This window comes from Rhizobium leguminosarum, from assembly GCF_004123835.1.
In the GTDB taxonomy this organism is placed as follows: Bacteria; Pseudomonadota; Alphaproteobacteria; order Rhizobiales; family Rhizobiaceae; genus Rhizobium; species Rhizobium leguminosarum_M.
Window position 1 is genome coordinate 987,142 of sequence record NZ_MZMU01000003.1, and the last position, 17,295, is coordinate 1,004,436.

Annotated in this window: 24 protein-coding genes; 15 read left to right on the forward strand and 9 right to left on the reverse strand. The window is 60.6% G+C overall.

The window, feature by feature from the left end:
* Window positions 1–132: 132 nt before the first annotated feature.
* From B5P46_RS08590 to B5P46_RS08600, 3 genes are all read right to left on the reverse strand, one after another.
* Window positions 133–711 carry a DUF308 domain-containing protein gene (locus B5P46_RS08590; protein WP_245456121.1) on the reverse strand — a complete coding sequence of 193 codons (579 nt, stop codon included), beginning with the start codon at window positions 709–711 and terminating at the stop codon, window positions 133–135.
* Between the two features lie 237 nt (window positions 712–948).
* Complete coding sequence (locus B5P46_RS08595) at window positions 949–1,566, reverse strand: hypothetical protein (protein WP_129418299.1); 618 nt, start codon at window positions 1,564–1,566, stop codon at window positions 949–951.
* Between the two features lie 73 nt (window positions 1,567–1,639).
* A complete protein-coding gene (locus B5P46_RS08600; protein ID WP_129418300.1) occupies window positions 1,640–2,230 on the reverse strand; it encodes a TetR/AcrR family transcriptional regulator in 591 nt (196 codons plus the stop codon).
* Between the two features lie 196 nt (window positions 2,231–2,426).
* On the opposite strand from B5P46_RS08600, the gene B5P46_RS08605 reads away from it, so the two are divergent.
* The 3 genes from B5P46_RS08605 to B5P46_RS08615 all read left to right on the forward strand — a co-directional run bounded on the left by B5P46_RS08605 (window position 2,427) and on the right by B5P46_RS08615 (window position 3,775).
* Window positions 2,427–3,143, forward strand: a complete 717-nt coding sequence (locus B5P46_RS08605; RefSeq protein WP_129418301.1) for an SOS response-associated peptidase — start codon at window positions 2,427–2,429, stop codon at window positions 3,141–3,143.
* 75 nt (window positions 3,144–3,218) lie between these two features.
* The gene (locus tag B5P46_RS08610; RefSeq protein WP_129418302.1) at window positions 3,219–3,539 is read left to right on the forward strand and encodes a hypothetical protein; all 321 of its coding nucleotides are present in this window, start codon (window positions 3,219–3,221) and stop codon (window positions 3,537–3,539) included.
* Complete coding sequence (locus B5P46_RS08615) at window positions 3,536–3,775, forward strand: hypothetical protein (RefSeq protein WP_129418303.1); 240 nt, start codon at window positions 3,536–3,538, stop codon at window positions 3,773–3,775. Before B5P46_RS08610 ends, B5P46_RS08615 begins: the two co-directional genes overlap by 4 nt.
* A 141-nt stretch (window positions 3,776–3,916) precedes the next feature.
* Here the strand turns inward: B5P46_RS08615 and B5P46_RS08620 are convergent, their stop codons facing one another.
* On the reverse strand, window positions 3,917–4,519 hold the full coding sequence (locus tag B5P46_RS08620) for a TetR/AcrR family transcriptional regulator (protein WP_129418304.1): 603 nt from the start codon (window positions 4,517–4,519) through the stop codon (window positions 3,917–3,919).
* A gap of 51 nt (window positions 4,520–4,570) precedes the next feature.
* Here B5P46_RS08620 and B5P46_RS08625 point away from each other — a divergent pair, with 51 nt between their 5' ends.
* The 3 genes from B5P46_RS08625 to B5P46_RS08635 all read left to right on the forward strand — a co-directional run bounded on the left by B5P46_RS08625 (window position 4,571) and on the right by B5P46_RS08635 (window position 6,048).
* Window positions 4,571–5,020 (forward strand): VOC family protein, encoded by a 450-nt coding sequence (locus B5P46_RS08625; RefSeq protein WP_129418305.1) that lies wholly within the window; start codon window positions 4,571–4,573, stop codon window positions 5,018–5,020.
* Entirely contained in the window at window positions 5,017–5,400 is a 384-nt protein-coding gene (locus B5P46_RS08630; protein WP_129418306.1) for a nuclear transport factor 2 family protein, read from the forward strand. Before B5P46_RS08625 ends, B5P46_RS08630 begins: the two co-directional genes overlap by 4 nt.
* Window positions 5,401–5,649: 249 nt before the next feature.
* A complete protein-coding gene (locus tag B5P46_RS08635) occupies window positions 5,650–6,048 on the forward strand; it encodes a hypothetical protein (RefSeq protein WP_129418307.1) in 399 nt (132 codons plus the stop codon).
* A 22-nt stretch (window positions 6,049–6,070) separates the two neighbouring features.
* Here the strand turns inward: B5P46_RS08635 and B5P46_RS08640 are convergent, their stop codons facing one another.
* Both B5P46_RS08640 and B5P46_RS08645 read right to left on the reverse strand, forming a co-directional pair.
* Window positions 6,071–6,478, reverse strand: a complete 408-nt coding sequence (locus B5P46_RS08640; protein ID WP_129418308.1) for a helix-turn-helix domain-containing protein — start codon at window positions 6,476–6,478, stop codon at window positions 6,071–6,073.
* Window positions 6,479–6,482: 4 nt separating this feature from the next.
* A complete protein-coding gene (locus B5P46_RS08645) occupies window positions 6,483–6,788 on the reverse strand; it encodes a type II toxin-antitoxin system HigB family toxin (RefSeq protein WP_245456122.1) in 306 nt (101 codons plus the stop codon).
* A 54-nt stretch (window positions 6,789–6,842) separates the two neighbouring features.
* Between B5P46_RS08645 and B5P46_RS34855 the strand changes: the two genes are divergently transcribed.
* Entirely contained in the window at window positions 6,843–7,448 is a 606-nt protein-coding gene (locus B5P46_RS34855; protein WP_245456123.1) for a hypothetical protein, read from the forward strand.
* 184 nt (window positions 7,449–7,632) lie between these two features.
* Window positions 7,633–8,169 carry a hypothetical protein gene (locus B5P46_RS08655; RefSeq protein WP_348639848.1) on the forward strand — a complete coding sequence of 179 codons (537 nt, stop codon included), beginning with the start codon at window positions 7,633–7,635 and terminating at the stop codon, window positions 8,167–8,169.
* Window positions 8,170–8,259: 90 nt separating this feature from the next.
* Here the strand turns inward: B5P46_RS08655 and B5P46_RS08660 are convergent, their stop codons facing one another.
* The 3 genes from B5P46_RS08660 to B5P46_RS08670 all read right to left on the reverse strand — a co-directional run bounded on the left by B5P46_RS08660 (window position 8,260) and on the right by B5P46_RS08670 (window position 10,353).
* Complete coding sequence (locus B5P46_RS08660) at window positions 8,260–9,141, reverse strand: dienelactone hydrolase family protein (protein ID WP_129418309.1); 882 nt, start codon at window positions 9,139–9,141, stop codon at window positions 8,260–8,262.
* Between the two features lie 643 nt (window positions 9,142–9,784).
* Window positions 9,785–10,108 carry a BrnA antitoxin family protein gene (locus B5P46_RS08665; RefSeq protein ID WP_129418310.1) on the reverse strand — a complete coding sequence of 108 codons (324 nt, stop codon included), beginning with the start codon at window positions 10,106–10,108 and terminating at the stop codon, window positions 9,785–9,787.
* Complete coding sequence (locus B5P46_RS08670) at window positions 10,105–10,353, reverse strand: BrnT family toxin (protein WP_129418311.1); 249 nt, start codon at window positions 10,351–10,353, stop codon at window positions 10,105–10,107. Before B5P46_RS08670 ends, B5P46_RS08665 begins: the two co-directional genes overlap by 4 nt.
* Window positions 10,354–10,449: 96 nt before the next feature.
* Between B5P46_RS08670 and B5P46_RS08675 the strand changes: the two genes are divergently transcribed.
* From B5P46_RS08675 to B5P46_RS08705, 7 genes are read left to right on the forward strand one after another with little or no spacing between them, the layout of a single operon-like run.
* Window positions 10,450–10,686: a spike base protein, RCAP_Rcc01079 family gene (locus B5P46_RS08675; RefSeq protein ID WP_129418312.1), complete on the forward strand. Its 237-nt coding sequence runs from the start codon at window positions 10,450–10,452 to the stop codon at window positions 10,684–10,686.
* Between the two features lie 23 nt (window positions 10,687–10,709).
* A complete protein-coding gene (locus B5P46_RS08680) occupies window positions 10,710–11,183 on the forward strand; it encodes a terminase small subunit protein (protein WP_129418313.1) in 474 nt (157 codons plus the stop codon).
* Window positions 11,149–12,720, forward strand: a complete 1,572-nt coding sequence (locus tag B5P46_RS08685) for a terminase (RefSeq protein ID WP_129418314.1) — start codon at window positions 11,149–11,151, stop codon at window positions 12,718–12,720. Before B5P46_RS08680 ends, B5P46_RS08685 begins: the two co-directional genes overlap by 35 nt.
* Window positions 12,720–14,852, forward strand: coding sequence for a hypothetical protein (locus B5P46_RS08690; protein WP_129418315.1), 2,133 nt, complete (start codon window positions 12,720–12,722; stop codon window positions 14,850–14,852). Before B5P46_RS08685 ends, B5P46_RS08690 begins: the two co-directional genes overlap by 1 nt.
* 13 nt (window positions 14,853–14,865) lie before the next feature.
* On the forward strand, window positions 14,866–15,177 hold the full coding sequence (locus B5P46_RS08695) for a hypothetical protein (RefSeq protein ID WP_129418316.1): 312 nt from the start codon (window positions 14,866–14,868) through the stop codon (window positions 15,175–15,177).
* Window positions 15,178–15,209: 32 nt separating this feature from the next.
* The gene (locus B5P46_RS08700; RefSeq protein ID WP_129418317.1) at window positions 15,210–16,289 is read left to right on the forward strand and encodes a hypothetical protein; all 1,080 of its coding nucleotides are present in this window, start codon (window positions 15,210–15,212) and stop codon (window positions 16,287–16,289) included.
* A 15-nt stretch (window positions 16,290–16,304) separates the two neighbouring features.
* Window positions 16,305–17,279: a phage major capsid protein gene (locus B5P46_RS08705; RefSeq protein WP_017990701.1), complete on the forward strand. Its 975-nt coding sequence runs from the start codon at window positions 16,305–16,307 to the stop codon at window positions 17,277–17,279.
* The last annotated feature ends 16 nt before the right edge of the window (window positions 17,280–17,295 follow it).

Genomic DNA, 17,295 nt, shown 5'->3' on the forward strand with positions numbered 1-17,295 from the left:
AGGGCTGGTCGGTGTGCCGTGCAGCTGCGCTTCCTGTTGAACCAGGCTGCAACCTCTCTCCAGCTCAGCGGTCCTGGCGAGCCATTCCGACGCCACCCGCCGCGGCCTCGAAGATCTCCCGCTCCGGCCGCCTCAGGCCCGCTTCCGCCGCATCTGCGTGACGCTCCGCCATACGGCCGAGACCAGGAAATAGAAGGCGCCGAGGCCGGCATAGCCGGCGATGTTGGCGATGGACGGCGCTTCCGGCATTTGCGCCTGGGCAATGAAGAAGGCGCCTGCCACGGCGGATTGGCCGCCGCTGAGGATCATCGCCCACTGGCCGCCATGGGTCTTCCAGCGCCGGACAGCGGCTCCAAGCTGCAGCAGGCCAGCAAAAATGGCCCAGAGGCCGAAGACGCCGAGAACCCAGTTCATGCTCATCGTCAGCGCGACGATCACCGCCGCTGTCGTCACCGCGCTGACGGTGACGTTGATCGCCTGGCTGCGGTTGTTTGCCAGCCCGCCGTTCCGCGTTGCGTCGACCAGGTTGGCGGCGGCATCCCAGGCCGGGTAGACGATCAGCAAGCCCGCCGCGGCGGTAAGTGACTGGTGGCCCGCCGTCAAGGCGGCTGCGACCCAGATTGCAGAAAAGGCTGCGCGGGTGAAGTAATAGCGCGTCAGCCACTCTTCCCCGTCGCCAGGCGCGACGGTGGTTTGATCGTTGGTCATCATGATCTCTTTCCTGAATGTGATGGTGTTGGTCTGATAGGGGCGGCTTACCGTCATGAGCGGTGGCGTCCGTCATCGCGATTGGATTTCCCGGGCTTGCCGGAACTGCCCCGGCGCCGCCGGGCTGCTGTCGAGGCGACGTTCTCCGTCGTTCGGGTCCATCGCCTGCAGGTCGGGCGGCATTCCCTGGTAAATCGCCGGTCGAACCGGGGGCGGCCGGGCCGACCGGCGACGACGTGGTCACATGGGCGGGACCACGCCATTTTTCCCGACAAGCACCTGATGGGCGAGGGGACCCGAGGCAGCCTTCTCGGCGGGGATGAAGACGACGGCGCCGGGAACGAGATCGTCCTTGGTGGCTGGAGCGATGGTCACGACCGGCGTGCCGTCCGGAATGGAGATCTTCTTCTCCTTGCCGTGATAGGAGACGGTGACGGTGCGGCCGTCGACACCCTTGACGGCGTCGGCCACGGTCGCATTGGTCATGCTGCTGTTGGGCTTGAGGTCCCAGCCATAGCTGCCTTCACCGGCACCCTTCATCGCCGGCGGGAAGATCAGCACTTCAAGCGCGCCGTCGCCGCCGCCTTCGCTGGGCAGCGATGCGATACCGACGAAGTCGCCCGGTTTGATGTCGGTGACCGCGGCATTTGCGACGCTCGCCAGTTTCCAGCCGTCGGCGAGGGTCACATCGACGGTCTCTCCTTCGCGGGTCTTCACCTTGAGAGCGGAGCCGCTAAAGGTGACGATGCTGCCGCGGATATGGAACTGCTCGGCCTTCTGGTCTTCGGCATGGACAGATGCAGCCGCCGAAAGCGTGCTGAGCCCCAGCACCAGGGCGGGGAGGATATTTCTGAACACGTGATTCTTCCTACTAGTTGGTAGTTTCGCTGATCGTGTTTATCGCTCCGGGGCGTTCATTCCGCCCGGAACCTTATCGAGCGACGGTCGGAGACAGCCGCTGCAATGTCGGCGCCAGGATGGTGGCGAAGACCTCCGGGGTGCCGTACGCACGGGCCGAAAGCATGGCGCCGTGGACGGAGGCCATGAAGGCTTCAGCCTCGACGCGCGGTTCGCTCGACAATGTCAAACTCCCGTCCTCAGCGCCTCTTTCCATCACCGAGGTCAGCCATGCCGACGCGAAGCGGAAGAAGGCCTTGACCTCGCCCGCGACCTCCGGCGGCAGCGCCGGCAGTTCGCTTGCCAGCAGGGCGCACACGCAAAAGGGCCGGCTGGCGTCTTCGATGCACTGGGCCCAGTGGCCCGCATAGGTTTTGAGGAGCGCGAGGGGATCCCGCACCTGTTGCTCCAGACCCGCGATACCCGCCTCGGCATCTTCGCGATATCGCACGACCAGCGTGCGCACCAGGTCGGTCTTGCTGGGAAAGTGGTGATGGATGCTGGCCTTGCGGATCCCGACGACGGCAGCAATATCGGCATAGCTGAAGCCGTTATAGCCCCCGGTCATGATCAGCGCTTGGGCGGAGGCCAGGATTTCGTCGGATGTCGTCAACAGATTGCTCATGGCTGTGGTCTACCTTCCAGTAGGAAGGCTGTCAAGCGGAAAGCAGATTTCTGCCGTCAGCGGTCGTCGAGACGGTGACAGGCTTCACCTTGCCTCTGGCGAAAGTGATGATGGCATGGTTGTAGCGACCGGCCTTGACTCGCCTCGAACACCCAGAACATAATCAGAACGCCTAATATACGGGATGGAGTTCTGGATGTGCGGCCGCGTCTATATCAAGACCTCGCTTGAGGAACTGGTGCGCAATTTCGCCTTCGCAGAGCGAGGCGCGATCGATGCGCTCGGGAACCGATTTCCACTCTACAACGGCGCGCCGACGCTGGATTATCCAATCATCATTCGCGACATGATCCGCGAGCCTGATATCATGGGGCCGGTGTTCGCCTCGGCGCGCTGGGGTCTGATGCCTGCATGGATGAAGCCGGGAGGGCGGCCGCCGCCGATCAATGCGCGCTGCGAGGGCATTGCCACCAACGGCCTGTTCCGCTCGGCCTACAGGTCTCGCCGTTGCCTGGTGCCGATCAACGGCTTCTTCGAGTGGAAGGATATATTCGGCACGGGCAAGAACAAGCAGCCCTATGCGATCGCCATGGCTGACGGCTCGCCCTTTGCGCTCGCCGGCATCTGGGAGACGCGGCGCGACAATGACATAGAGACTCGCAGCTTCGCAATTGTCACCTGCGAGCCGAATGAGATGATGGCGCAGATCCATGACCGCATGCCGGTGGTCCTGCATCGTGAGGATTATGAACGCTGGCTATCGCCGGAACCCGATCCGAACGACCTGATGAAGCCGTTCCCGGCGGAACTGATGACCATGTGGCCGATCGGCCGCAACGTGGGTTCGCCCAAGAATGACACGGCTGACATTATCGATCCGATCGACCCCGATCCGGAACCGACGCTGATCTGAATTCACCGGCTCGGGCGGGAGCCATCCATCAACCATGCGGTCAAAAGTATACCTCGCGAGAGGACAGGACGACGCATGCCAGAACAAATCACATGGAAATCGTGGGAACATGTCAGCCACCGGGAAATCAAATACAAATGGCGGCACGCCTGGAAGGAGAAACCCGGTGATGACTACGTCGCTTTTGACGGCGATACCCAGATCGGAAGGATATTCCGGTCACAGGCAGGCGGAGGGATCGATAATCGATGGTTCTGGATCGTGGAGACAGACGGCAGCAGTCGACTGGATTGGCCGTCAGCCGGATACGAGGACAGTGCCTATGTCGCCTCAAGACGGCTGGAAATGATCTATGAGAGCATCAAGAGCGGGAAACGCAGGACGGTGCAGCCATGAGCATCGAAGGCCATTCGAGCGCACCAGGCGCCAATGTGATCGTCGAGCATTATTGCGAACACCACGATGCTGACGGCACACGCTGCAAGGAATGGGGAGGCTGGGGCCACAGCCCATCCCCGGCCGTGCCAACGCGCTGGTGGTGCTTTGAGCATTTCCCGCATAAATCATACGAACAGGAACAGGCGCTGAGGCGAAAGCTGGAGGCGGCCGAGGGTGGGAAAATCATCCAATAGGAGCTGGCTGATCATCTCGATATCGTTGAAGCGGAAAGCAGATGTTCCGCCGTCAGCCGTCGGTCGAGACGGTGAGGGATTTCCACGCCGCCAATCGTCTGCCCTGGCATGTCGGCTTCGCCATCGCGACACGAGAGGGTCTCACGCCCCCGACGGTGCAACGGCCCGCAACGCGGTCCTGACGATCGCATCGCCGAACTCCGTCGAGACCGGGCGATGGCCGACCAGCAGCCGGAAGAAGACCGGTCCGTAGATCATGTCGAGCAGCGCCTCCATATCAAGCGGCGGAACGATCTCTCCCCGAGCCAGAGCCTCCTCCAGGATGACACGACCCGCGTTGCGGCTCGACAGGATCACCCGATTGCGGAAGGCCTTGGTGAATTCGCTTTCCGGGTCGGCGGCCGCAAGTGCCATAGTGATCTGCCGCCCGCGCGTGCTCGCAAAGGCAGTCACCAGTCCGCTCATCTGCGCGCCGAGAGCCGCCTGCGCCGTGGCCCCTCCGACCTCCGCTTCCGGTAGCCGGTTGACCAGAAGAGCGGCCATCGCCAGTTCCTGCGCGTTGGCCCAGGAGCGGTAGATCGTCGGCTTGCCGACACCGGATCGCGCTGCCACGGCTTCGATTGTCATGCGGCCAAAACCTTCGGCCATCAGGATTTCATGGGCGGCCTCCAAGGCACGCCGCTGCGCGGCAGCGCTTGGCGGCCGCCCCCGTTTCTTCGGTGTTGCGTTATTCTCTTGACTCATATCTTTACGATACGTAACGTTAATAAAGGACCCAGTCAAGGAGGATCATCCATGCCGAGTTTTGCCCGAAAAGTGAGCGCCTACTTCATCGTCAAGGATGCGGCACGCGCCATCGATTTCTACAAGGAGGCTTTCGGCGCCACGGAAGTCTTCCGCATGACCGATCCTTCGGATGGGCGGATCGGCCATGCCGAGCTGCGTTTCGGAGAGACGCAGATGATGCTGGCGGACGAATATCCGGACTTCGGCGCCCTGTCTCCCGATACCATCGGAGGCTCGCCGGTGACCTTCCACATGGACACGGTGTCGACTGACGAAGCATTGGCGCAGGCGCTGTCGGCCGGGGCGACGATGTTGCGCCCGGCGACCGACCAGAGTTTTGGCGAGCGGGTGGCGCAGGTGCTTGATCCCTTCGGTCATCGCTGGATGCTGTCGCAAACCATCGAGCAGGTCACGCCCGAGGAGATGCAACGCCGCTGGAACGAGGACATGTCGGCGTGAGTGCCGCAGCCCTTGAAGCGCTCGAGGCGGCTGAGCGCGCCTTCAACGCGGCGATGGTTTCCAACGATCCCACCCAGATCGCCGCCTGCATCACGCAGGACTGGGTGCTGGTGACGCCTGAGCGTGGCCCAATCCCTGCACAGGCTATTCTTTCGGCGATCGGATCCGGTGTCCTGAGCCATGACACGATGACCAAGACGACGCATCACGTCCATCTGCTCGGCAATGTCGCCACGGTTACCGGTCGCGGGCAGAACACCGGCATGTTCCGTGGCGAACCGATATCAGCCGACGAATGGATCACCGACGTCTATCACCGGGAGGGCAACAGGTGGCGCTGCGTACTGACCCACCTCACCCCTGCCAGGAGCGGTGCCTAGCGTGACACCGCGGTGCGGCGCAGAATGCGGGGTCGCAGCCGGAGCCCCGGGCAAGGTCGTGCTCAAGCATTGAGGGTTTAAGGCAGGGCCGGGGATGGTGCAGATCTCTTGAGCATGCCCATTCTCTGGCGGTTGCACTGGAAGGCAGCTCGTACCAAACATCTGTCTTGACTCCCTCCGCTATCAGAACATAATAAGAACATCGGCGCGGCGGCCGCCATCTGAAAACCGAAGATGTGGAGAGCGGATATGCGCGAGCAGCCGATTGGCGAAGCCGTGGAAGATGATGAGTGGCCCGCAAGTGATGTGATGTGGCCGCCGGAGAAGGAGATTGAGGTCTCCGAGGCGCATGCAAGCCTGGTCAAGGCCGTGGCGGGGAGCCGAGGCGTGAGATTTTTCACGGCGTTCATCATCGACATCCCCAGCGATACCTATCTTGGCGATGTCCAGATGGCGATCGACGAGGCCGCCGGCGAGGCCTGCGGCATCCTGCTGACGAAGCATGTCACCGGCCGTGACGCCGCAACAGGCGAGCCGGTTCTGACCGAGGAAGCCACGCGACCATTCAAGTTTCCCTGCAGCGAGGGCGTCGCGAAAGCGATGTCGGTATTCTGCGGCAAACTCAAAATGGCGGGCATCTTCCCTTGAGCGCCGCCATGCATGTCCATCTTCAAAGCGATAGAAATACTGTCGCTGGAAACAAGAATCGCTCACTCAGCGCACGAGCTTGTCGGACGTTGATTTGTCTCTTTCCTCTGAGAATCTCGGACACGACGGACTGAGCGCCGACTTCCGGCACCTCGGACTGGCCAAGATTCCGCTCTTCCATGATGTAACGCAGTGCATCAGCTCCGGTCACCGGAGGCATTGGGCGGTTTTGCTCGTCATAGGCCTCGACAAGGTCTCCCATACGCGATGCAAGCAACGCCAAAGGATGACCCTCGTCGTCGCCGACTTCAGCCAGGATCTCGTCAAGTTGCTCCACGAGACGATCATATTCAGCTTCATTGGTCGGCATGGCAAGAAGAGGGGCTATATGCGTCCAGTGCTCGCTGACCAGTTTTACAAGTGCGCTCATCGGGCTAAGCCTTCCATGTTCCTTTGTCGTATTCCGCATGGTCCATAATCTTCTGGATATAGACCTTCTTGAATGTGTAATGGACCACCGCGATCAATCGCAGCTTGTTGCCGCCAATGTCGAATACATGGTGCCGTCCGACCTTGTCGGTTGCCGGAAAGAGTGACTTCATGTCAGCGAAGTCAGTCGGCTCCGAGGACTTCATGAGCCGATACCAGGTATCCAGGGCATTGGCCGCCTGTGGCCATCGGTCTTTCGCCTCCCAGATCTTTTTCTGTGTAATGACGTGCATAGATCCGGAATCGCGCATCGCATTTTGCTATGGCCGCAATCTAGCGCAACCATCTGATTATAGCAAGTTGCTATGGCGTCGCCGCCTTGTTTTCTCCGGCATCCGAACTACGGTGCCGGTGGGTTTGATGGTGATGATTTGGGGGATGGTCGAGTGCGTTTCTTTGCAGCTTTGGTGATTGCGATCCTGTTGAGTGGGGAGGGGGCGGTTGCGTGCACTCTCAATGATACGTTGAAGCTTTGCGTGTTGAATGGCCGAAGCCTGGCTGCCCTGCAAAACGGCGTCGATCGAGGCGATTGGACCGTTGAAGCGCCTTCTTCTCCCGTCAATCCGACCTCTGAGCGTCGAACCGGCAGCGAGCAATACACGATGCCGAGCGGACTGCGGTTCGCCATGTTTTATCGGGAATACCGAAACCTCTTTTCTGCCACCTGTTCACTCGACTATTTCGGCGTCCTGGCGGCGGATCGTTCCGATGATCTGCGTTGTTCGAGCGCTGAGCTCGAAGCCTTCGAAGCCGGGCTCGCGGCAGCGTCGTTGGGTTCAGTCACGAAGGACCGCAAGGAAAGCGGCACGGCCTATTTGATCGAGGGTGAGAATACGTGGATGACGGTGGTCGTCGTTGGTAAGGACCTGTTGAATACTTGGGTCGAGACGTCAGTTCTCAAAAAACCGTAGAAAAAGCCGCGGACGTGGAAGGCGCGAGGTGACGAAGAAAAACCGTAGCAAACTGCGCTCGGGAAAACACACCGCCGACGCTCCAGCGGTCGACGCGTTCACCCGGAGCGCGCTCGCATCGGATCTGACCTGGCTGCCGGATAAAAAGCGCTCGGCCAATTGGGCGCCGGGCCTTGTTGACAGTGTGAGCAACACAGGGTTGTATCGAGTTTCGACGCAGGAGGTACGGACGCGAATGATCCTCGTGAGGTTTATTGGTTTATTGGTTTCGGTGGCATGGATTGCTTGCGGGCCGTTGGCCAATGCTGCTTCCTTGGATGACGATGCTTTCAAAAGCATCCCAATTGGCAAGATCGCGAAGTTTTCCGATCTATCATCCTTTGATGCCCGGGTGGTTTGCCTGCTCCAGCCCTACCAAGACCGATTGCCTTCCAAAGATGCGTTGGCCGTCAGAGTGAATATGTATCTCGCCACGAACAACTACGTTGCGGATGAGGGCCATTTTGCATTCGTGCTCGTTGGGAAGGAGACAATCGAGATTGCGCCGTTCAAACGGTCTCAAAAGCTTGATGTCTTGGCAAAGCATGAAGTTTCTTCCTCGGTCAATCGGATGTTGCCGAAGGGTTTTGCCCCACACGATTGCGCAAGTGGTGAATCTGCAGGCTTCATGAAGATCGGACTGCGAGCAAGAGACTACATCGTGCTTGGTGAGCTACGCTAGGCACTCCACCGCTGATGTGTTCTGGTATTTTGATCCGATGGAATGTGACTGAGATAGCCGGTCGGCGCTCAAGCGAACAACCTTCGGATTTCAGTTCGAGAGGTACTCTCGAAGGAATGTGCGAACGCTGCGGATGGACTTTCCCGCGGCATCCGGATTGTATTTTTCGATGTGACCAAACACCCTCCTTCCCACCTTAAACTCCGGGGCATCGAAATCGTGGTAGGTACCCTTGTAGATGTTGAGCTCGATGGGCGGGCTGTCGTCACTCAGATTAGCAAGCCTCTTCCGGCATCGGTCAGCCGGGCTCCAATTGTCTCGATCGCCAGTCAAAATCAGGATCGGCACCGTCGCATCGCCCTGAGTTGCCGCACAGAGGGGATAGTAGGCAACCGCCGCTTGGAATTTGTGGTCCATCAGCTGTTCGTTGCCTTCGATTTTTGTTCCCTCCAGCGTCGCCGTGCCGCCCGTCGAAAAGCCCATCAAGGCGACGCGCCTGGCATTGACAAAGCTTTGTTTCGATAAAAAATTCAAAGCGCCATAGGCGTCGAAGACGCGATCGGGAAGATGGCTTTGACACGTGTCCTTGAGGTTGCGGGTGGTGAAGCTATCGACGACGAGCACGACGTAACCCCATGCGACCAACCGTTTCGGCCAAAGGTCTTTGACGCTCAAACGCAGACCCTCGCATCCATGCAGGACGACGACCGCCGGGAAGGGGCCATCACCCTGGGGGCGGGACAGATATCCCAGCAGGGGTGTGCCTTGCGGTTGAGAAAGAATTTCTCCCTGTTCTCTCGCCTTGCTTATCCGAAATGGGCTCAGCTTGACGGGCGCGCTTTCGAAGTGAACCAGTTCGTCGGCATCAGCCGGGTTTTCAGCGAAGGTGACGCTGAGAAAAGCGACGAGGCAAAGAAAAAGTCTCGTGGTTTTCACTGAACTTCTCCACCGTTTGATCAACAGCCTGTTCATTGTACGCCGGACCTGAAGGCTCGCAAAGCGGTGAGGCTTTCTGCCGCCGATTGCCGATTCAAGCCGGCGTATCACCCGCGGTCAGAAGCGCTTGATCACCCCCCGGCTCATCCGTTATGACTACCGTAAATCCAGGCTGCGAAATTTGAATTCAGAGGTGATGTCGACAACCACGTCGGCGGCGCCCGCCGATCAACGGTGACATGCCGAACCGGATCGCGAGGCTGACCAAGACCACGCTGATCGAGCCAATAACATCCTTCAGCGTCACTGAGCCACCATCGCGAGTTGCCGCAGAGCATACCCCTTGCTCCGTCATCCTCGGCCTTGAGCCGAGGATCTACGTTGGTCTCCCTAGCAGCGGGCATAGAACCTCGGCTCAAGGCCGAGGATGACGGAGGTTGGGGAGCGCGTTTTGCCAAATCCGTCGTCGGTGCGGGGTAGAGTAATCTGGCGCCCACTTGATCGAGCAGGCTCGGTTTCGAACTGGCGGGAGACCCACAATTAGTCCTTGATCACCCCCCGGCAGATCATTTATGACTACCGTAAATCCAAGCTGCGAAATTTGAATCCACAGGTGGTGGCGATCAAGCCGGCCCCGCCCTTCGATCGTATGCGCTACTCGCCAAGGCTTGAGGACCGGTCATTTCTGAAGTCCGGACAGCTTCCTCAGATCATCGTTGATCCTGCTCTGCCATCCTCTTCCGCCTGACCTGTAATGTTCGATCACATCAGGATCGAGCCGGATGGTGATGGTCTGCTTCGTCTGTTCGAGCGCCGGCCGGCCTCTGCCTCTGCGCACTTCGTCGACATGGTCGAAAAATGCCTTCGGCAGGACCTCTGCCGCCGGCCGGGCCGATGCAAGCTCCTCGTCGGTGAGTTCGGGACTATCGACGGCATCCCAATCCTCTTTCGAGTAGCCATTGCCGGACTGAAATTCCTTCTTGACGGGATATTTGGCGGTCATGGAAGCACCTTCCTTTCCTTGTTGCTGGCTGGACGAAAGCTGATAATCGAAACGGCCTCGCTGCCGAGCAGCGCACAGACGACGACGGCGGTTCCGTCTTCATAATAGCCGATCGCCTTGAAGCGGTCGCCATGGCTGGTGGTGATGACAGCATTCTTCCAGTCGAAGAAATACACGTCTTCAAAGTCGAAGCCATGCTTCTGAAGATTGGCAATCCTCTTCGCTTCGTCCCAGCTGATTTTCATAATTTGTATGTACATTAATTCGCGGAGTCATGCAAATAAATGTACATACAAAAATAAACTCCGCTGGAAGCCTCGCCTCTCACAAGGAGAACTGCAATGGACCCTTCGATTGCTCCGGCCTCGCGCGCTGCGGCGGTGACGCCGAACGATACCGCCATTGTCGGGGCGCGCGCTCTTTATATCGGCACGGCGGGCGATGTTGCCATTGCGCCGCGGCGGGATATGGATCCGGTCATCTTCAGAAACGTGCCGGCCGGGACCATCCTGCCGGTTCACGCCGCCATCGTGGCGCTGACCGGGACCACGGCCTCCAACATCATCGCGCTGTTTTAGAACCCTCCAAAAGGCGGGCCATTATGGGCAGACCGACGAAGTTCACCCAGGCGATTGCCGACAGGATTTGCGAGCGCATCGCCGACAGGGAAAGTCTTCGGTCGATCTGCCGGGATGAAGAGATGCCGGCGATGTCGAGCGTGCTGTCCTGGCTCGCCGATGAGGAGAAGGCCGGTTTTCGGGCCAAATACGCCCTGGCGCGCGAGATCCAGGCGGATGGCTTTGTCGACGAGATGGTCGAGATTGCCGATGACCGTGCAGACGACTGGATCGAAAAGAAGAATGCGAGCGGCGAGACCACCGGCCGGCAGGAGAATGGCGAGGCCATAAGGCGGTCGCAGCTGCGCATCGCCACCCGCCAATGGGTCGCCGAGAAGCTGAAGCCGAAGAAATACGGTTCCAAGGTCGAGCCCGATCATGGCGTCGTCACCGGCGAGGTTTCGCAGTTGCTGGAAGATATCAATGGCAAAACGCGCGGACTTCCAAACGGCAATTGATCAGTTTTCCGACTGGCGGTGGCGGCTGAACAACCTCTATTGGATCACCGATAAATCGGGCAAACGCGTCAGGTTCGAGATGAACTGGACGCAGATGACCTTTTTCGAAGAGATGCATTACCTCAATGTGCTGCTCAAAGCCCGCCAGCTCGGTCTCACGACCTTCATCCAGATCTTCATGCTCGATGCCTGCGTCTTCAACCGGGATATCCGCGCCGGCACAATCGCTCATACGCTGGGCGACGTGCAGACGATCTTCCGGGATAAGATCAAATATCCCTATGACAATCTGCCTGATGGTATCCGCAACGCCGTGCCGATCGTCAGAGCCAACCAGACCGAACTGCTGCTTGGCAATAATTCGAGCATCCGCGTCGGCACTTCGCTGCGCTCGGGAACGCTGCAATATCTGCATATTTCCGAATATGGGAAGCTCTGCGCGAAATATCCCGACAAGGCGAGGGAAGTCCGCACCGGTGCTTTGAATACGGTGCAGGCTGGCCAGCTGGTCTTCGTCGAAAGCACGGCGGAAGGCCAGGAAGGGCATTTCTACACGCTCTGCGAAGATGGCCAGGTCAAGCAGCGCCAGGCGGCAAAGCTCACCGAACTGGACTTCAAGTTCCATTTCTTCCCCTGGTGGAAGGAGCCGCAATATGCAATCGCGCCTGAAGGCGTCATCATCACCGATGCTTTCGCAAAGTACTTCCGCAACCTGGCCGACCAGGGCATAACGCTGACGGACCGGCAGAAGGCCTGGTACGTCAAGAAGGCCGAAACCCAGCTCGGCGACATGAAGCGCGAATACCCCTCGACGCCGGCAGAAGCTTTCGAGGCGAGCGTCGAGGGCGCCTATTACGCCGATCAGATGGCGGTCGCCGATGCCGAAGAGCGCATCGGGGTCTTCCCGCATGTCGAAGGCTATCCCGTCCACACCATCTCCGATATCGGCATGGATGATACCAACAGCGTCTGGCTGTTTCAGGTGCTGCCCGGCCGGGTCAGGATGATCGGTTATTTCGAGCATACCGGCACCGGCATGGACGGCATGCTCGACGAGCTGGAGCGGCGGGGTGCCGAGCATGGCTATGTCTACGGCGTCCACAACATGCCGCACGACATCAAGGTCAGGGAATGGACGCGCGGCGGCATGACCCGCATCGAGGTCATGCTGAGAGAGGTCAAGGCCCGCGGCCTCGGCACCGTCCGCAAGATCGAGCGCGCCTATGTCCATGACCGCATCAACGGCACCAGGCGCATTCTGGCGAAGATCGAGTTCGATCAGGCCGGCTGCATCCAGGGCATCAAGTGCCTCAGGAACTACCGCAAGGACTGGGACGAGGATTTGAGCGTCTTCCGCGACGAGCCCCTGCACAACTGGGCCTCGCATGGAGCCGACGCTTTCGGGGGTCTGGCGATCATCTTCACCGGCTTGGCGCCCGAAACTCTGAAGCCGGAAGTCAAGGCGCTGCCGACCTTCCAGACGATGACATTCAACGAATTTGCCGATTCCACCCCTGCATATAGCGAGCGTGTTTGATGGAAGACGAAACAACGGCTTTGGAGGGCGGGCAGCAATGGGATCTGGCAAAGGTCGGCGCCCGTTGGCAGCAGGAGCTCGAGCGCGCCCAGCGCTATTTCAAATCCTGGCATGACCGCTGCGTCAAGATCGAGAAGATCTATCTCGACCAGCAGTCGGACCAGACGAATGCGGCCAAGCGAAGGTTTCCGATGCTTTGGGCGAACACCTCGGTGCTGCAGCCGGCCGTCTATGCCCGCGTGCCGCAGCCCGTCGTCGAGCGCCGTTTCAAGGACGCCCAGCCGGTGGCGCGCATGGCCTCCGAGCTCGTTGAACGCAACCTATCCTATATGGGCGATGAAGCCGATATCGATTCCATCATGCGGGCGGTGCGCGACGATTTTCTGCTCTGCGCCCGCGGCACGGTGTGGCTGCGCTACGAGGCCGATTTCGAGCCGCTCGACATGGGCGTCCAGCCTTCTGCCCCGCCGGCGAATGGGGGCTTCCCTGAGGGTCTCCCCAGCGGCTTCCCGGGCGGCTTGCCCGGCGGCATGGGCGAGGATGGCGGCGAGCCGCCCGAGGCGATCAGCGACGAGCGTGTCTGCATCGATTATGTCCACTGGTCCGATTTCCTGCATTCGCCGGCGCGGCGCTGGAAGGATGTGACATGGGTGGCGCGGCGCGTTCCGATGACCGACGAGGAGCTGGAGAAACGGTTCGGCCCCGACGCCGTGACATCGCTTTCAGCTCAAGCTGCGGGCAGCAACAAGGGCAGCAATCAGACGGAGCGCGCCGAGAACGAAGGCAAGACCCATGTCTGGGAGATCTGGTGCAAGAGCGAAAACTATACCGTCTGGATTGCCGACGGCGCGCCGGTGGCGCTCGAAGTGTCGGAGCCGCCGCTCGATCTGACGCATTTCTGGCCGTGCCCGCGCCCGGCCTACGGCACGATGTCGACGAGCTCGCTGATCCCGGTTCCCGACTATGTCTATTATCAGCAGCAATGCGACGAGATCGATCTCCTGACGAAACGCGTCAACAAGCTGACCGATCAGTTGCGCCTGAAAGTGTTCTACCCTTCCGGCGATGGCGCGATTTCGCCGGCGATCGAGAAGGCGATGCGGCCGGAAAACGACACGGTGATGGTGCCGATCCCGGAATGGGCGGCCTTTACCGACAAGGGCGGCTCGAAGGCCATTGTTACACTGCCGATCGACGAGGTGCAGAAGGTCATCATCGCCTGCATCCAGGCCCGCAAGCAGCTGATCGAGGACGTCTACCAGATCACCGGCATCTCCGACATCGTCCGAGGCGATACCCAGGCGTCGGAGACGGCGACGGCGCAGCGGATCAAGAGCCAGTGGGGCTCGATCCGCATCCGCGACCGCCAGTCCGAGCTTGCCCGCTTCGCCCGCGATATCATCCGCCTTGCCGGCGAAATCATCTGCGATCAGTTCCAGCCGGAAACGCTGATGCTGGTCAGCGGCATCAAGCTGCCGACCATGGCCGAGAAGCAGCAGGTCCAAATGCAGATGCAGCAGATGCAGATGGCGGCGCAACAGGCCGCGACGCGCGCCGAGCAGATGGGGCAGCCCGCACCCCCGCCGCCGCAGATGCCGCAGCAGCTTGAGCAGATGATGCAGCAGCCGACGATCGACGAGGTTGTGCAGCTGTTGCGCAATGACAGCATTCGCGGCTTCCAGATCGACATCGAAACGGATTCGACGATCGAGCCTGACGAGGACGCCGAAAAGCAGCGCCGCATGGAATTCGTGCAGATGATCGGCGGTTTCCTGCAGCAGGCCGGCGCCATGGCGCAGCAGAACCCGATGCTGGTGCCTGTCATGGTTGAGACGCTGCTCTTTGCCGCCCGCGGCTTCAGGGCCGGCCGCCAGCTCGAAAGCACGCTGGAGCAGGTCGGCGCCCAGCTCTCCGAGGCGGCGACCGCGCCAAAACAGCCGCCGGAGCCGCCGGCCGAGCCAATGATCAAGCTGAAAACGGCTGAAGTGAAGGCCGGTGCCGAACAGCGGAAAGCCGAGCTTGGCGTCGCGCAAGCCGAGATTGAGCATCGCGCCGTGGTGGAACAGGCGCGCAGTGAGGCGGCGGCGCAGGCCTTGCAGCAGTTCCAGGCGCAACAGCCTGCCTATCAATGATTGGGGTTGAAGCATGAGAGAACGCTATTGCCGCGTCTGCGGCGGCTGGCACGGGCTCGACAAATGGCCGCACAACTGCATGCCGGCGCAAAACCCGGCGCAGTCCGATCTGCCGGCGCCGCATTTCGTCAGCGACAGCATCGATATCCAGTCGATGCATGACGGCAGGCATTACACCTCGAAAGCCAAGCTGCGCTCCGCCTACCGGGCGGCCGGCGTGGTCGAGATCGGCAACGAAAAGCCGCAGCCGATCGAGACGCCGAAAACGGATCGCAACGAGATCCGCAAAGAACTGCGGCGAGTTCACGCCGAATACAACGCCTGAACGGGCATCAATCCCCGAAAAAGGAATACCCTATGGAAGACCTAAACGAGGCCGGCAACGGCAGCGAAGATTTTGGCGCGTTCGACGACAAGCCCCTGAATGACAGGCCGGTCAGCATCCGCGACAGCCTGAAGGCGGCGATCGACACCGTCGAAGGCAATGGACCGGGCGATATCGCCGGCCAGCCGCGCGACGGGGAAAACGGCCGCTTCCTGGCCAAGGGGCAGGAGCAAGCCGCCGCGACAAGGGCAGGGCAGGTGCCTGCGGCAAATGCCGCTCAGCAGACGCCCCAAGCACAGGCCCAGATGCAGCCCCGTGAGCAGCCCGCAACCATCGGCAGCCGGGTTCCGCCCGGCTGGTCGGCAGAAGCCAAGGCGCAATTCGCGACCCTTCCCGGGGAAGTGCAAGCGGCCATCACCAAGCGGGAGCAGGAGGTCGATAACGGCTTCCGCGTCCTGCAGGATTACAAGGGGCTCGAGGAATTCACGCCGCTCATCCGCCAGGCCGGCATGACCCATGCCGACGTCATGCGCCGGGCGATCGACTGGGAAAAGGCGCTCATCCACGATCCCGTCAACACCGTCGTTCACGTCGCCAGGATGGCCGGGGTCAATCTTCACGCCCTGGTCAATGGCCAGATGGAACAGGTCCTGCAGCGCAACGCGCAGCAGGCCGGACCACAGCAAGGAGGACCGCAGCCGCGACACGTCAATGTCGAGGCGACGGTCGAACATGTTTTGCGGAAAAGGGACACCGAAACTCAAGTCGATGCCTTCCTTTCCGACCCGGCAAACGCGCACGCCGATGACGTGCTTGATGACATGATCGCCCTTATCAACGCAGGGCGGGCATCGTCGCTTCAGGACGCCTACGACGCCGCATGCTGGATGCGCCCGGACATTCGCCGGCAGTTGATCAGCCAGACTGCACAGGCGCCCGTCCACCAACAGCAAGCCCAGAGGGCAGCAGCGGCAGATCAAGCCCGCCGCGCCTCGCGATCCATCTCTGGATCTTCCGCGCCGGGCCCGACCCGCGATGCGGCAAGAGGCCAGCCCACCTCAATCCGAGACTCGCTGCGCGACGCCATGCGTTTTTCGCGCGGTCAAGTCTGATCAAAGGAATGATCAATGCCCATCTCGCCCAACCTTTCTGAAATCGTGACCACGACGCTGCGCAATCGCAGCGGCACGGTCGCCGACGACGTGACGAAGAACAACGGTCTTCTCACCCGTCTGAACAGCCGCGGCCGCAAGAAGCCCATCTCCGGCGGCCGCACCATCGTCCAGGAACTGCAGTATCAGGAAAACAGCACCTTCAAGCGCTATTCCGGCTACGATATCCTCAATGTCCAGCCCTCCGACGTCATCACCGCTGCCGAATACGACCTCAAGCAGGCCGCGGTTGCCGTCTCGATGTCCGGCCTCGAACAGCTGCAGAACTCCGGCGAGGATGCGATCCTCGATCTGCTCGAGCAGCGCATCGAGAACGCCGAAACGACGCTGAAGAACAACATCGCGCTCGACTGCTATTCCGATGGCACGGCCGATGGCGGGCGTCAGATCGGCGGGTTGCAGCTGCTGATCTCGACCTCTCCGACATCGGGCACCGTCGGCGGCATCTCGCGCGCCACCTGGGGTTTCTGGCGCAACCAGAAATTCTCGGCCTCGGCCGATGGTGGTGCCGCCGCCTCGAATGCCAACATCCAGAGCTACATGAACCGGCTCTACATGTCCTGCGTTCGCGGCTCCGACGCGCCGGATCTGGTCGTCGCCGACAACAACTTCTTCCGCCTCTATTGGGAATCGCTGCAGGCAATCCAGCGCATCACCTCCGCGGACAAGGGCATGGCCGGCTTCCAGTCGCTGCAATACATGGGTGCCGACGTGATCTTCGACGGCGGCTTCGGCGGCGGCGCGCCGCTCAACCAGATGTTCTTCCTGAACACCAAGTACCTGTTCTATCGCCCGCACCGCGACCGCGACATGGCTCCAATCGGCGACGAGCGCATGAACACCAACCAGGATGCCTTCGTCCAGCTCATGGGCTTTGCCGGCAACCTCACCATGAACAACGCCTTCCTGCAGGGCGTGCTGTTCGCCTGATCGAACGAAAGGATCA

Excerpts from the sequence above, each read along its gene's own strand:
- B5P46_RS08590 (WP_245456121.1), bottom strand. The coding sequence starts at position 711 with ATGATGACCAACGATCAAACCACCGTCGCGCCTGGCGACGGGGAAGAG.
- B5P46_RS08600 (WP_129418300.1), bottom strand. The coding sequence starts at position 2,230 with ATGAGCAATCTGTTGACGACATCCGACGAAATCCTGGCCTCCGCCCAA.
- B5P46_RS08605 (WP_129418301.1), top strand. The coding sequence starts at position 2,427 with ATGTGCGGCCGCGTCTATATCAAGACCTCGCTTGAGGAACTGGTGCGC.
- B5P46_RS08610 (WP_129418302.1), top strand. The coding sequence starts at position 3,219 with ATGCCAGAACAAATCACATGGAAATCGTGGGAACATGTCAGCCACCGG.
- B5P46_RS08615 (WP_129418303.1), top strand. The coding sequence starts at position 3,536 with ATGAGCATCGAAGGCCATTCGAGCGCACCAGGCGCCAATGTGATCGTC.
- B5P46_RS08620 (WP_129418304.1), bottom strand. The coding sequence starts at position 4,519 with ATGAGTCAAGAGAATAACGCAACACCGAAGAAACGGGGGCGGCCGCCA.
- B5P46_RS08625 (WP_129418305.1), top strand. The coding sequence starts at position 4,571 with ATGCCGAGTTTTGCCCGAAAAGTGAGCGCCTACTTCATCGTCAAGGAT.
- B5P46_RS08635 (WP_129418307.1), top strand. The coding sequence starts at position 5,650 with ATGCGCGAGCAGCCGATTGGCGAAGCCGTGGAAGATGATGAGTGGCCC.
- B5P46_RS08640 (WP_129418308.1), bottom strand. The coding sequence starts at position 6,478 with ATGAGCGCACTTGTAAAACTGGTCAGCGAGCACTGGACGCATATAGCC.
- B5P46_RS08645 (WP_245456122.1), bottom strand. The coding sequence starts at position 6,788 with ATGCGCGATTCCGGATCTATGCACGTCATTACACAGAAAAAGATCTGG.
- B5P46_RS34855 (WP_245456123.1), top strand. The coding sequence starts at position 6,843 with ATGGCGTCGCCGCCTTGTTTTCTCCGGCATCCGAACTACGGTGCCGGT.
- B5P46_RS08660 (WP_129418309.1), bottom strand. The coding sequence starts at position 9,141 with ATGAACAGGCTGTTGATCAAACGGTGGAGAAGTTCAGTGAAAACCACG.
- B5P46_RS08665 (WP_129418310.1), bottom strand. The coding sequence starts at position 10,108 with ATGACCGCCAAATATCCCGTCAAGAAGGAATTTCAGTCCGGCAATGGC.
- B5P46_RS08670 (WP_129418311.1), bottom strand. The coding sequence starts at position 10,353 with ATGAAAATCAGCTGGGACGAAGCGAAGAGGATTGCCAATCTTCAGAAG.
- B5P46_RS08675 (WP_129418312.1), top strand. The coding sequence starts at position 10,450 with ATGGACCCTTCGATTGCTCCGGCCTCGCGCGCTGCGGCGGTGACGCCG.
- B5P46_RS08680 (WP_129418313.1), top strand. The coding sequence starts at position 10,710 with ATGGGCAGACCGACGAAGTTCACCCAGGCGATTGCCGACAGGATTTGC.
- B5P46_RS08685 (WP_129418314.1), top strand. The coding sequence starts at position 11,149 with ATGGCAAAACGCGCGGACTTCCAAACGGCAATTGATCAGTTTTCCGAC.
- B5P46_RS08690 (WP_129418315.1), top strand. The coding sequence starts at position 12,720 with ATGGAAGACGAAACAACGGCTTTGGAGGGCGGGCAGCAATGGGATCTG.
- B5P46_RS08695 (WP_129418316.1), top strand. The coding sequence starts at position 14,866 with ATGAGAGAACGCTATTGCCGCGTCTGCGGCGGCTGGCACGGGCTCGAC.
- B5P46_RS08700 (WP_129418317.1), top strand. The coding sequence starts at position 15,210 with ATGGAAGACCTAAACGAGGCCGGCAACGGCAGCGAAGATTTTGGCGCG.
- B5P46_RS08705 (WP_017990701.1), top strand. The coding sequence starts at position 16,305 with ATGCCCATCTCGCCCAACCTTTCTGAAATCGTGACCACGACGCTGCGC.